The 12,670-nt window shown below is 71.3% G+C and carries 13 protein-coding genes; 6 read left to right on the top strand and 7 right to left on the bottom strand.

All coding sequences use genetic code 11. From position 1 onward, the window contains the following. Positions 1–530 precede the first annotated feature (530 nt). A complete protein-coding gene (locus HDA32_RS20985) occupies positions 531–725 on the bottom strand; it encodes a DUF3046 domain-containing protein (RefSeq protein WP_179644839.1) in 195 nt (64 codons plus the stop codon). 454 nt (positions 726–1,179) lie between these two features. Between HDA32_RS20985 and HDA32_RS20990 the strand changes: the two genes are divergently transcribed. Beyond that, positions 1,180–1,653 carry a GNAT family N-acetyltransferase gene (locus HDA32_RS20990; RefSeq protein ID WP_179646842.1) on the top strand — a complete coding sequence of 158 codons (474 nt, stop codon included), beginning with the start codon at positions 1,180–1,182 and terminating at the stop codon, positions 1,651–1,653. A gap of 24 nt (positions 1,654–1,677) precedes the next feature. On the opposite strand, the gene HDA32_RS20995 is transcribed toward HDA32_RS20990, so the two are convergent. Beyond that, positions 1,678–2,898 carry an ROK family transcriptional regulator gene (locus HDA32_RS20995; protein ID WP_179644840.1) on the bottom strand — a complete coding sequence of 407 codons (1,221 nt, stop codon included), beginning with the start codon at positions 2,896–2,898 and terminating at the stop codon, positions 1,678–1,680. Between the two features lie 262 nt (positions 2,899–3,160). Between HDA32_RS20995 and HDA32_RS21000 the strand changes: the two genes are divergently transcribed. The 5 genes from HDA32_RS21000 (at position 3,161) to HDA32_RS21020 (ending at position 8,614) form a co-directional block, all read left to right on the top strand. Further along, positions 3,161–4,444: an extracellular solute-binding protein gene (locus tag HDA32_RS21000; RefSeq protein WP_179644841.1), complete on the top strand. Its 1,284-nt coding sequence runs from the start codon at positions 3,161–3,163 to the stop codon at positions 4,442–4,444. Positions 4,445–4,510: 66 nt separating this feature from the next. After that, the gene (locus HDA32_RS21005) at positions 4,511–5,506 is read left to right on the top strand and encodes a carbohydrate ABC transporter permease (RefSeq protein ID WP_179644842.1); all 996 of its coding nucleotides are present in this window, start codon (positions 4,511–4,513) and stop codon (positions 5,504–5,506) included. Next, a complete protein-coding gene (locus HDA32_RS21010; RefSeq protein WP_179644843.1) occupies positions 5,503–6,378 on the top strand; it encodes a carbohydrate ABC transporter permease in 876 nt (291 codons plus the stop codon). The genes HDA32_RS21005 and HDA32_RS21010 overlap by 4 nt, the downstream gene beginning before the upstream one ends. Before the next feature lie 138 nt (positions 6,379–6,516). Then, a complete protein-coding gene (locus tag HDA32_RS21015) occupies positions 6,517–7,977 on the top strand; it encodes a glycoside hydrolase family 3 protein (protein ID WP_179644844.1) in 1,461 nt (486 codons plus the stop codon). Positions 7,978–8,161: 184 nt separating this feature from the next. Then, positions 8,162–8,614: an RrF2 family transcriptional regulator gene (locus HDA32_RS21020; protein ID WP_179644845.1), complete on the top strand. Its 453-nt coding sequence runs from the start codon at positions 8,162–8,164 to the stop codon at positions 8,612–8,614. A gap of 277 nt (positions 8,615–8,891) precedes the next feature. Here HDA32_RS21020 and HDA32_RS21025 read toward each other — a convergent pair whose 3' ends face one another. From HDA32_RS21025 to rimO, 5 genes are all read right to left on the bottom strand, one after another. Continuing rightward, positions 8,892–9,359 (bottom strand): Dps family protein, encoded by a 468-nt coding sequence (locus HDA32_RS21025; protein WP_179644846.1) that lies wholly within the window; start codon positions 9,357–9,359, stop codon positions 8,892–8,894. Between the two features lie 194 nt (positions 9,360–9,553). After that, positions 9,554–9,913: a helix-turn-helix domain-containing protein gene (locus HDA32_RS21030; protein ID WP_179644847.1), complete on the bottom strand. Its 360-nt coding sequence runs from the start codon at positions 9,911–9,913 to the stop codon at positions 9,554–9,556. 154 nt (positions 9,914–10,067) lie between these two features. Further along, on the bottom strand, positions 10,068–10,577 hold the full coding sequence (locus HDA32_RS21035) for a CinA family protein (protein WP_179644848.1): 510 nt from the start codon (positions 10,575–10,577) through the stop codon (positions 10,068–10,070). 9 nt (positions 10,578–10,586) lie between these two features. Continuing rightward, positions 10,587–11,195, bottom strand: coding sequence for a CDP-diacylglycerol--glycerol-3-phosphate 3-phosphatidyltransferase (gene pgsA, locus HDA32_RS21040; protein ID WP_179644849.1), 609 nt, complete (start codon positions 11,193–11,195; stop codon positions 10,587–10,589). Continuing rightward, entirely contained in the window at positions 11,192–12,646 is a 1,455-nt protein-coding gene (gene rimO / locus HDA32_RS21045; RefSeq protein ID WP_179644850.1) for a 30S ribosomal protein S12 methylthiotransferase RimO, read from the bottom strand. The genes pgsA and rimO overlap by 4 nt, the downstream gene beginning before the upstream one ends. Positions 12,647–12,670: the final 24 nt, after the last annotated feature.

A 12,670-nucleotide genomic window follows, 5' to 3' on the forward strand; every position in this document is an offset into this window, starting at 1 on the left:
CGGGTCCGGCGAATCCTCCGCCACGGTGGGCGTCTCGCGTTCTTCTCCGTGAACCGCATCACTGCCGACCCGGGTGCACCACCCAGCTTACCCGAACTTCTGTTCGATTCCACGGTATCGACCACACGATGTCGCGACGCCGACCCGACAGACCCGCCCCAACACACCGCCACCGGGAGGCCGAACGGGTCCACTGCAACGCCGACCCCACAGACCCGCCCCAACGCACCGCCGCGGGAAGGCCGAACGGGTCCACTGCAACGCCGACCCCACAGACCCGCCTCAACGCACCGCCGCGGGAAGGCCGAACGGGTCCACTGCAACGCCGACCCGACAGACCCGCCTCAACGCACCGCCGCGGGGAGGCCGAACGGGTCCACTGCAACGCCGACCCCACAGACCCGCCTCAACGCACCGCCGCGGGGAGGCCGAACGGGTCCACTGCAACGCCGACCCGACAGACCCGCCTCAACGCACCGCCGCGGGAAGGCCGAACGGGTCCACTGCAACGCCGACCCGACAGACCCGCCTCAACGCACCGCCGCGGGAAGGCCGAATGTATTGCAGACGGCCCTCCACACCTCCTTGGCGCTCACGCCGTCGGCCAGTGCCTGCCGCACGGTGCGCGACCCGAGGTCCTCGATCACGTAGTCCTGCGCGAGGCTCTCGGCGTAGGTCTCGCCGAACTGCTCGTGCATCCGCTGCCAGAAATGCGAAAGTCTCATCGCCTCCAGTATCGGCGCCGCCGCGACCGGTGTCACCTCAGACCGTCGATGGGAGGGCGGGGCTGTCTCCAGGCCCTGCCGGATCACTGGTGACCTGGTGGGGCTGTTGTCAGGCGTGAAGCGTCCGGCAACGCGCAAGGGCGCGGGATCCCGCTGCGCAGGTGCCCGGCCCTTCTGCGGCGGGCGGCCGGCGCCGACGGCGCGGCGCGCCCCTTCGCACCGTCGGCGCCGGCGCGCTGACGGCGGCCTTCCATGTCACCAGGGGTGAATGGAGGACTGCGACCACGGCTCCCAACCCCCATCAACGATCTCAGCGGCTCCGTCCCGTCCGGGTGGTCCGGTGGGGAAAACCGTTCGACAGCGCGGTCCGGAGCGGCGATCATCGCCGTGAACGCCGCCGTCTTCTTCTCCGGAGGTCGCGCACGTGTCCGAGTCCCGCGTCCCGGTCCGGCCGATGGTGCCCGCCGACCTGCCGCGCCTGGTGGAGGTGAGCACTGCGGCCGACACCCTGTTCGCCTCCGCGGGCCTGGAGCTGCCGCTCGACGACCCGCGCCCGATGCTCGCCCACGCCGACCGGGTCCTGGTCGCCGGCGACCCCGTCGCGGGTCTGGCCGCGCTGACGGAGCTGGACGGTGCCGCACATCTGGAGCAGTTGGCGGTGCACCCCGACCACGGCAGGCGCGGCATCGGCGCGGCCCTGCTGGAGGCGGCCTGCGCCGATGCCCGGGAGCGCGGGTATCGGGCGATCACGCTGACCACATTCAGGGACGTGGCCTTCAACGCCCCCTGGTACGCCCGGCGCGGCTTCGCCGAGCTCCCCGAGCCGGCCTGGGGGCCGCGGCTGCGCGCGCAGTGGGAGGCGGAGATCGACGCGGGCATCGCGGTGGCGCCGAGGATCGTGATGCGCCGCGGTCTGGCCGGCGGGTAGCGCCGCCGACCGCGTTCGCCCGCGCTACTCCACGGTGGAGGCGAACACCTCCTCCCTCGCCTTCTTCAGGGCGGCGAGGACCGCGCCGCGCAGGACCGGGTTGCCCTCGATCTCACTGATGCTGACCTCGGGCTCGTTGGGACCGATCCGGCCGGCGGCGCGGGCCACGCGCCGGGCGAGGTCGACTCCCCCGGCCCGGGGGGCCTCGCCTCCGAGCACCACCAGGCCCGGGTCCAGCACGACGCAGACCGAGGCGACGCCGCGCGCGATGCGCTCCGCGAGCTCCTGGAGGAACGCGTCGCCCTTCGGGCCGGCCTCTCGGGCCGCGGTGAGCACGCCGGCCACGTTCTCGCCGTCCAGTCCGTGCCCGGCCCCGAGCGCCAGGATCTCCCGGGCGCCGACGAGCGACTGGAAGCCGTGGGCCAGCGACGGCTTGCCGTAGGCGCTGCGCAGTGACTGGTACCCCCCTGGCAGCCCCACGTCGTCGGGCAGCGGGGCGCCGGGGACCGGCAGGTAGCCGATCTCCCCCGCGCCGCCGGAGCGGCCCCGGTGGATCCGGTCGCCGAGCATGATCGCCATGCCGACGCCGCCTCCGCCACCGCCGACCCACATCAGCACGAAGTCGGTGGCGTCCCTGGCCACGCCCTCCGTACGCTCGGCGAGGGCCGCGAGGTTGACGTCGTTCTCGATCGTCACGGAGCGCTTCAGGTCGGTGCGCAGCGACTCCAGGACGCCCTCGTGCCAGGAGTGCAGGTCGAAGGAGAAGCGCACGTCGCCGGTCCGGGGGTCCACCACGCCCGGAGTGCCGATGACGCAGGCCGTCAGCCGCCGCAGCGGCACTCCCGCGCTCTCCACGAGCTTCATGACCGCGGTGTGCACGACCGCGACCGGATCATCGGAGTCCGTGGGGTCGATCGAGACCTCCGTGACGATCGTGCCCGTGATGTCGGCGATCGCGGCGGTGACCTGGTTCGGCCCGACGTCCAGGGCGGCCACGTAGGCGCTGGAGGGGACCACCGCGTACAGCGCGGCGTTGGGGCCGCGGCCACCCGCCTGGGTGCCCACCACGTGCACCAGTTCTCGCTCTTCCAAGCGGGAGAGCAGTTGGGAGGCCGTCACCTTGGACAGCCCCGTTGCCTCTCCGAGTTGGGTACGCGTCAGTGGCCCCGACGACAGCAGCAACTCCAGGGCCGCTCGATCGTTGAGTTGTCGGAGCAACCGAGGAGTTCCCGGGCGTCGAGACATAACCGTGACACCTCCTTCTCTATTTATTAGGAAACTTTCCTGTTAGTTTAGCGGCCAACCCGCAGGAGGAAAGACCGCGGAGGTCTCCCTGATGCGCACCGGCACCCGCCGGTCAGGGCGAACCAACAGCACAGTGCCATCCCAGCACACACCCCGCACCGACGACGAAGCCCGCACAGCGTTCGTAGCCGACCGAGATGCTTCGGGGGCGTCATCTTCGACGCACGCCGCGCGCGTGGCGACTCGTGAAGGGAGATACCAGATGAAATTCGCGAAGGTCGCGGCAGCATCGTCGATGCTGCTCATGGCAGCCGCGTGTGGCGGCGGAGGCGGCGGAGCCGACGGTGGAACCGACGGCGCTCCGGAGTCGATCGAGGTCTGGCGCATGGGTGACGCCAGCGAGCCGCAGAACGAGTTCATGGACTCGGTCACCGCCGAGTTCCAGGAGGAGTACCCCGACACCGAGGTCAACGTCAGCTGGATCCCCTGGGGCGAGTTCTCGCAGCGCTTCCAGACCGCCATGGTCAGCGACGGGCCCGATGTGGTCGAGATCGGCAACGACCAGGTGCAGACCTGGGCCAACGCCGGAGCGCTCTACGACGTCGCCGAGTACGCCGACGCGTGGGAGAACAAGGACGACTTCCTCGAGGGCGCCTACGCCAACGGCACCTTCGACGGCGCCCAGTACAGCGTTCCGTGGTACAGCGGCGTGCGCGCCCTGTGGTACAGGACCGACTGGCTGGAGGAGCTCGGCCACGAGCCCCCGGAGAACTGGGACGAACTCGTCGAGGTCGCCGAGGCCATCGAGGAGGAGAAGGACGCGGTCGGCTTCGCCGCCCCGACCGACTTCGTCAACGGCATCGCCAGCTTCGTCTGGGGCGCCGGAGGGGAGTTCGCCGCCCAGGAGGGCGAGGAGTGGGACGGCCGGCTCGACTCACCGGAGACCCAGGAGGCGCTGGAGTTCTACGCGGGCCTGACCACGGACGGCATCTCGCCCGAGGCCTGCATCGGACTGACCGAGGTCGACTGCGCCCACGCCGACTTCGCCAACGGCGAGCTCGGCATGTTCATCGACGGCCCGTGGGCCGAGCCGCAGATCGCCGCGATCAACGACGAGAACCAGGACCAGTGGGCCACGGCCCCCATCCCGGGCAAGGACGGCATGGCCCCGGCCTTCGGCGGCGGCTCCGACCTGGCCGTGTGGGCCACCACCCAGAACCCCGAGTTCGCCTTCGAATACATCAAGGTGCTCAACAGCAAGGACAACGCCACCGCCTACAGCGAGGTCTCCTCGATGTTCCCCGCCTACCAGGACCTGCTGGAGAGCGACGTCTACCAGGAGGACCCGGTGCTGGCCGGCGCGGCCACGCAGGCAACGGGCGACCTGCGCCTGTTCCCCTCGACCCCGAACTGGGGGCACGTCCAGTGGGAGCTGGCCACGGTGCAGAACGCCGCCCGGCGGCTCGCCGAGGGCGAGGACGCCGACGCCGTGCTCCCCGAACTCAACGGGGAGCTCACCGAGGCGCTGAACCGCCCCGTCGAGTAGGCAGACCGTGAAGCGGGCGGCCGCCGGTGCGGCCGCCCGCCGCAACCTGTGAGTGAAGAGCATCCCATGACACGAACGCTTGACGTCCCGGAGCCGCGGGTCGAGCCGCCAGGGGCTCCGGCGAAGAAGGCGCCCCGCCATCGGCGACGGCGGCGCGGTCTCGTCCCGCTCATCCCCTACCTGCTGATCCTGCCGGCCCTGGCCCTGCTCATCGCCGTCCTGGTGTGGCCGATCCTGCAGATGGCCTGGATGTCGCTGCACACCTACGGGCTCCGGCAGCTGCGCGGCGAACCCGCCGAGTGGAACGGCTTCGCGCACTACCTCGCCATCCTGACCGACGAGCGCTTCTGGACCATCTTCCGCAACACCATCGTCGTCTGCCTGCTCATGGTCGCCATCACGATGGTGCTGGGCACCCTCGTGGGGATCCTGCTCAACAAGCTGCCGAAGTGGTTCTCCGCCGTCGTCGGGACCGCCCTCATGCTCGCCTGGGCGACCCCGGTCATCAGCGCGGCGATCGTGCACCGGTGGCTCTTCGACTCCCGTTACGGGCTGGCCAACGCGGTGCTCGCCGGGATGCCTGACTGGCTGGTCGGCTCCGGCTGGGAGGGCTTCAACTGGTTCAACTCCCCCGGGCCGCTGTTCTCCGTGCTGATCCTGACCGTCGTCTGGCAGTCCTTCCCCTTCGTCTCGGTGAGCGTGCTCGCCGGGCTGAAGAGCGTCCCCAGCGAACTCTACGAGGCGGCGAGGGTCGACGGCGCGAGCGCGTGGCGCTCCTTCTGGACGGTGACGGTGCCCATGCTGCGGCCGCTGTTCGCGCTGCTCCTGATCCTGCAGATCATCTGGGACTTCCGGATCTTCACCCAGCTCAACATCCTCGCCGGCGGCTTCAGCAACCGCGACGTGTTCCTGCTGCCCTACTACTCCTACCAACTCGGCTTCGCCTCGACCCCGCCCAACTACGGGATGGGCTCCGCGATCGCCGTGGTGATGACCGTCCTGGTCCTCGGCATCACCGCCTACTACCTCCGCGTGATGATCCGGCAGGGGGAGATCCGATGAACCACCGCGCCCTGAAACTGGCCGGCCGGATCGGCCAGTACGCCGCGGCCGTCGCGGTCACCGTCTTCGCCGTCTTCCCCGTCTACTGGGTGGTCTCCACGGCGCTGAAGCCCACGGGCGAGATCTTCACCCGCGAGCCCACGCTCTTCCCGACCGCGCTCACCCTCGAACACTTCCAGCGGGTGCTCTCCGGGGTTCTCATCCCCGGCACGTCGTTCTGGTCCTTCCTGGGCAACAGCCTGCTGGTGACCGTCGGATCGGTCGTGGTCTCCGCGGTCTTCGCGCTGCTGGCCGCCGTCGCCGTCGCCCGCTTCAGGTTCTCGCTGCGCGGATCCTTCATCGTGCTGCTGCTGGTGATCCAGATGGTGCCGATCGAGGCGCTGATCATCTCGATCTTCGTGAACTTCTACAAGGCGGGCGAGCTGCTCTCCGTGCCGCTGACCGGGAGCCTGCTCGGCGTCCTCGTCGTCTACATCACGGTCTCGCTGCCCATCACGATCCTGATGATGCGCAGCTTCGTGGCGGCGGTGCCCAAGGAGCTGGAGGAGGCCGCGGCGATCGACGGCGCCGACAGCTGGACGATCTTCTGGCGGATCCTGATGCCGCTGGTGGCGCCCGGCCTGGTCGCGGCGAGCATCTTCGCCTTCATCACCGCGTGGAACGAGTTCGTGGTGGCCTTCACCTTCCTGCAGAACAACACCGGTTCCTTCACGCTGCCGATCTCGCTGCAGTACTACTTCGGCCGGGCCAGCATCGAGTGGGGCTCCATCATGGCGGCCTCCACCCTGCTCACCATTCCGGTGATGGTGTTCTTCCTGTTCGTCCAACGCCGCATGGTGTCCGGTCTCACCATGGGCGCGGTCAAGGGCTAGCCCCACACCCCCTCCTTGACCGCTGGGGGCGCCGCGCACCCGATCCGCCGGCGCGCGGCGCCCTCCTTCGTCCCCGTGCCCACCGCGCACACCCGCCCGCCCCGACCCGGGGCGCCCAACCCCTGAACGGAGTCCGTGATGCCCGCTGACCGGAGCCTGGAACGCCTCGCCAACGCCACCCTCCTGGTGCCGTTCGAGGCGTACGACCCGCCGCGATGGACGCTGGAGGGCCTGGCCGACGGCATCGCCGGAGTCTGCCTGTTCCACAACAACATCGCGGGCCCCGAGCAGGTCAAGGAGCTGAACCGGCTGCTCGGCGAGGCCGCCGACGCTCCGCTGATCTCCCTGGACGAAGAGGGCGGCGACGTCACCCGGATCGGGCACGTGGCCGGCAGCGACTATCCCGGCAACGCCGCGCTGGGCGCCATCGACGACCCGGAGCTGACCCGCGCCGTGCACCGCGCGCTCGGCGCCGAGCTGCACGCCCTGGGCTTCAACCTCGATCTCGCGCCGTCGGTGGACGTCAACACCGCCGCCGACAACCCTGTCATCGGCACCCGCTCGTTCGGCGCCGACGCCGACCTGGTCGCCCGGCACGCCGCGGCCGCGGTCACCGGCCTGCAGGAGGGCGGCGTGGCGGCCTGCGCCAAGCACTTCCCCGGCCACGGGGCCACCCACCAGGACTCCCACGACGAGCTCCCGGTGATCGACGCCGATGCCGACCTGCTCGACCGCCGCGAGCTGCTGCCGTTCCGGGCCGCCGTCGACGCGGGCGCGCGCAGCGTCCTGACCGCCCACATCCAGCTCCCGGCGCTGGGCGCGACCGGCCCGGCCACGCTGACGCCGGAGATCGTCACCGGTCTGCTGCGCCGCGAGATCGGCTTCGACGGCATGGTCATCAGCGACGCCCTGGAGATGCGCGGGGTCAGCGGCGACATCGGCGTCCCCGAGGCCTCGGTGCGCGCGCTGCGGGCCGGCTGCGACCTGCTCTGCCTGGGCCGCTACGTCTACGCCGACGAGATCGCCGCGATCCGCGCCGCCGTCGTCGAGGCGGTCCGCGCAGGCAGGCTCAGCGGCGAGCGGCTGGAGGACGCCGCCGCGCGCACCGCCGCGGCGCGGCAGTGGACGAAGGAGCGCCCCGCCGCCATGGCCGGGGCCGCGGACGTCGGCCTGGACGGCGCCAGGCGGGCGGTCCGGGTGGAGGGCGAGCTCGGCCCCCTGCACGCCCCGCTCGTCGTGGAGTTCGACGCTCCGGTCGGCGCGGCCGTGGGCGACGTCCCGTGGGGGGTCGGCCCGTGGTTCCCCGACGCGGTCCGCCTGGAGGCCGCCACGGCCCGGCCCGCCGATGTGCTCTCCGACGCCTCGGGGCGCGACCTGGTCCTCGTGGTGCGCGACGCCCACCGCCATCCCATGATCCGCTCCTTCGTCACCGAACTGTGCCGCGCACGTCCCGACGCCGTCGTGGTGGAGATGGGCCTGCCGATCTGGCGGCCCGAATGCCGCGCGCACGTCAGCACTTACGGCGCCGCCCGGGTCAACGCCCAGAGCGCGGCAGAGGTCCTCGGCGCCGCAGGCCCGGCGTCGCTGCGCCTGAGGTGACGCCGCAGCGCACAGGCCCGTACAGGGCCCTCTTCGCGGCACCGCACGGAGGAGCGCGCGCCCCGCGGACCCCGCTTCGGCCCGGGAACCAGGCCCGGAGTGGGGGCGGCGGCGCGCGCGTGCGGCACCCCCGCGCGAAGCACCCTTGACCCGAACCCCCTTCGATTCACGGCATAATCGCAGCATGCGCCTTTCTGCCCGGGTCGATTACGCGTTGCGCGCCGCGGCCGAACTCGCTGCCGCCAGTGGCGGCCCGGTTACGGCCGAACAGCTCGCGCGCGCCCAGGCCATACCCGGAAAATTCCTGGAGAACATCCTCACCCAGTTGCGCCGCGCCGGCCTGGTGCGCAGCCAGCGGGGACCGGTCGGCGGCTACTGGCTGGCCCGCCCGGCCGCGGAGATCTCACTGGCCGACATCATCCGCGCCGTGGACGGACCGCTGGCCAACGTGCGCGGGGAGCGCCCCGAGCACGTCGACTACGACGGCGCGGCCCGCAGCCTGCAGCAGGTGTGGATCGCCCTGCGCGCCAGCGAGCGCGCCATCCTGGAGGCGGTGACGCTGGAGCACGTCTCGACGGGCAAGCTCCCCGAGTCGGTGCGCTCCCTCTCCGAGGACCCCGGGGCGTGGGCGAGCTGACGCCCTGCTACCGGGGTTTTGAGGTCGAGCAGTCTGCAGGAGTCGGGTTCTGGGGAGGATGCCGGGCGAGCGCGGCCCCCTTCGCACCCACCGGTCACCGGAAGGCCGGCCCTGGGGCCGCGCCTCCCGGCCGAAGCGGTGGTCGAGACCGCATGCGAACGTGAACTTCTGCTTCGGCGGCCGGGCGCGGCCCGTCCGACAGCGGTGAGACATCCCGCATCAGGCAAGGACCGCGCTCTGCCCGCGGCCTCCACGGCCGCCGAGAAGGCCGCCGATGTCAGCGCATGGCCTCGAACATCCAGTGCTGCTCCTCAAGGTCCTGCGACGCGGCGATCAGCAGGTCCTGGGTCACCGGATCGGGCTTCTCGGTGGCCTCGACCCGGTCCCGGAATCGCTTGACCACCACGCCCAGCGCGTCCACGATCAGCGCGATGACCTTGTCCTCCTGCAGGTAGCCGGGTTCCGGCTGACCGATCTTGGTGTCGGCGGCGACCTTGGTCGAGCGGCCGTCGGGGTTGACCCCGATCGAGATGGCCCGCTCGGCGAGCACGTCGGTGTGCTTGCGCGCCGCGTCCACCAGCTCGTCGAGCTGCAGGTGGATGGAGCGGAAGGTGCGGCCGACCACGTTCCAGTGCGCCTGCTTGCCCACCAGTGACAGGTCGATCAGGTCGACGACCGCGCCCTGCAGCGCCTCACCGGTGGCCTTGCGGGCGTCATCGGGAAGCGGGCTGTGGATTTTCGTCATCGTGGATCATCCCCCTGTCGTGTCTTGTGACCCATTCGTCCCACTGCCCAATGGCCCGATGGGAAAACACGGGCGGCGGCGGACGAACGGAGGACGGGAACACGACGTCCCGGTCGCCGTGCGGCGACCGGGACGTCGTGGAAGAGGTGCCGGCCGCAGGGCTGCGGCCGACGGAGGTTGAGTCGGGCGGGCGGTTACACACCCACCATGTCGACGACATCGGGAACGCGGTCGGGCACCGAATCGATACCGAGCCGGTCGGGTCCTGGAACGGAATCGGCCGAAACCGATCCGCTGAGCAGAGCCGCCTCCTGGAGTTCGGCCAGCGCCAGTTGATCGGAGACGTCACGCAGCACTTGGGAGAGTGGGACGCCCAGAGCACCGCAGATCGAGGAGAGCAGTTCGGAGGAGGCCTCCTTCTGTCCCCGCTCGACCTCCGACAGGTAGCCCAACGAGACCCGGGCATCGGCCGACACCTCGCGGAGAGTGCGGCCCTGACGCTGCCGAAGCTGTCGTAGCACGTCACCAAGTAGGTGACGAAGCAGGACCATCATTCGCGCTCCCTCCCGGTAGCGACCTTCATAAAAAACACCGTACCTGCCCGAAGCCCGATCGTCGCACCTCACGGCTTTCTGTTCGCTGGAGGGGTAACCGATCTTGGTGAGGGTTTGTTCCCCCGGATCCCCGGGTTGAACGGGTTCGCGGCCGCTATTTCGCCGTGGTCCCGGCCACGGTCTCATGCAGCAGCCAAAGGGCCTGATCAGCGGTGTCACACCGGATCCTGGCCCGGTCACCCGAGAGGTGGAACCCGGCCACCTCGGCCGGCCCGCCCGGTCCGCAGACGGCGGCGAAGACGGTTCCGACGGGCCGGCCGTCCTGGGGTTCGGGGCCGGCCACCCCGGTCACCGCGAGGCCGTATGTGGCCGTGAGGAGCCGGCGGACGCCGTGCGCCATGTGCGCGGCGACATCGGGGTGCACCGCCCCGTGCTCGGCGAGCAGCGCCTCGGGCACCCCCAGCACGCGGGCCTTGACCTCCGTGGCGTAGGCGACCACCCCGCCGCGGTAGGTCGCCGAGGCCCCGGCGACGTCGGTGAGGACGGCGCCGATGAGGCCGCCGGTGAGGGACTCGGCCGTGGCCAGGGTGGCCGAGCGCGCACCGAGCAGCCGGTGCACGCCGACCGCGGCGTCACGGGCGGGCAGAGGAGGCGGAGAGGGCACGGCCCCGGCTCAGGCCTTCTTCTCGGTCCCGGGGAACCGGGGCCCGGCCGCGCGGCGCAGCCGGAGGGCCTGGATGACGTAGTCCAGACCGGTCCACACGGTGGCGGCGAGCGCGGCGGCCATGATGACGTGCGCGACGATCTGCAGCGGGTCCGGCAGCGGGAAGAGGTAGACGCTGATCGCGACGATCTGCAGCACGGTCTTGAGCTTGCCGCCCCGGCTCGCCGGGATGATGCCGTGCCTGATGACCGCGAACCGCAGCGCCGTGACCCCCCATTCGCGCACCAGGATGACGATGGTCACCCACCACCACAGCTCGCCGAGCACGGACAGCACGACCAGCGCGGCACCGGTGAGGGCCTTGTCCGCGATGGGGTCGGCGACCTTGCCGAAGTCGGTGACCAGGTTGCGGCGGCGGGCCAGCTCGCCGTCGATGTGGTCGGTGATCGCGGCGATCACGAACACCGCGAACGCGGCGAAGCGCCAGGCCGGGTGCTCCAGGAACATGAAGACGATGAAGAGCGGCACCATGACGAGCCGGCTCACCGTCAGGATGTTGGCGATGTTCCACACCGGTACGGGGCCGGACGGGACCGCGTCGGGACCGGGGGTGTTCACCGCGCGTCCGTCAGGTCAGCGGCCGCCTCGGCGATGAGGTCGACGCCGGCCGCCTCGGTCACGGTGGCGCGCACCATCTCCCCGACCGGCAGGCCGTCCCCGTGCACGATCGTGCTGCCGTCCACCTCCGGCGCCTGGTGGTGGGCGCGCCCCTCGTAGGCGCCGTCCCCGAGGTCGGTCTCGATGAGGACGTCCACGGTGGAGCCGACACGCTCCTCTGCCCGTTGCGCCATGAGCTCCTCCGCCAACTGGTTGAGCTGATCGGCCCGTGCGGCAATGATCTCCCCTGAGAGCTTGCCGTCAAGAGCGGCGGCCTCGGTTCCGTCCTCGTCGGAGTAGCCGAAGACGCCGATGGCGTCCAGCCGGGCCTCCTCCAGGAAGGAGACCAGTTCGCCGTACTCGGCCTCGGTCTCGCCGGGGAAGCCGACGATGAAGTTGGAGCGGGCCCCGGCCTCGGGGGCAGCCTTGCGGACGGTCGCCAGCAGGTCCAGGAAGCGCTCGCCGTCGCCGAAGCGGCGCATGCGGCGCAGCAGGGAGCCGCTGGCGTGCTGGAAGGAGAGGTCGAAGTAGGGCACCACGCCCGGTGTCGTGGTGAGCACGTCGACCAGGCCGGGCCGCACCTCGGCCGGCTGCAGGTAGCTGACCCGCACCCGCTCGATGCCGGGGACCGCGGCCAGCCGGGGCAGCAGCCCCTCCAGCGCCCGCAGGTCGCCGAGGTCCTTGCCGTAGGAGGTGGAGTTCTCGCTCACCAGGAAGAGTTCGCGCACGCCCTGGTCGGCCAGCCACTCGGCCTCGCGCACGACGTCGTCGGGGCGCCGCGAGATGTAGGCGCCGCGGAAGGCCGGGATCGCGCAGAACGTGCAGCGGCGGTCGCACCCCGAGGCGATCTTGAGGTTGGCCACCGGGCCGCCGGCGAGGCGGCGGCGCGGCAGGAACGGCCCGGAGGCGGGGGCGATGCCGTCGGGCAGCGGTTCGGGCTCGCCGCCGAAGGGGGCGTGCCCCGGAACGTGCACGTCCTGGCGGGCCGGGCGCTCGGTCGGCGAGATCGGCAGCAGGGTGCGGCGGTCGCGGGGGCCGTGCGGGACGAGCGGCCGGCCCTCGACCACGTCGTCGAGCCGCTGCCCGATCTCGGTGTAGTCGTCGAAGCCGATCACCTGCGCCTCGGGGAGCGCGTCGGCCAGCTCCGAGCCGTAGCGTTCGGCCATGCACCCGGCGGCGACCACCTTGGTGCCGTCCTCGGCCGCGTTGAGCAGCGCCTCGATGGAGTCCTGCTTGGCGGCCTCGATGAAACCGCAGGTGTTGACGACGACGACGTCGGCGGGGCCGCCGCCGTCGTCGGGATCGACCAGATCCCAGCCGCCGGCCGCCAGTCGCCCGGCGAGTTCTTCGGAGTCAACCTCATTTCGCGCGCACCCCAGGGTGACGAGCGAAACAGTACGGCGCGATGACATAGCTTCCAAGGTTACGGGAGTTCC

Source organism: Spinactinospora alkalitolerans, from assembly GCF_013408795.1.
Lineage (GTDB): Bacteria > Actinomycetota > Actinomycetes > Streptosporangiales > Streptosporangiaceae > Spinactinospora > Spinactinospora alkalitolerans.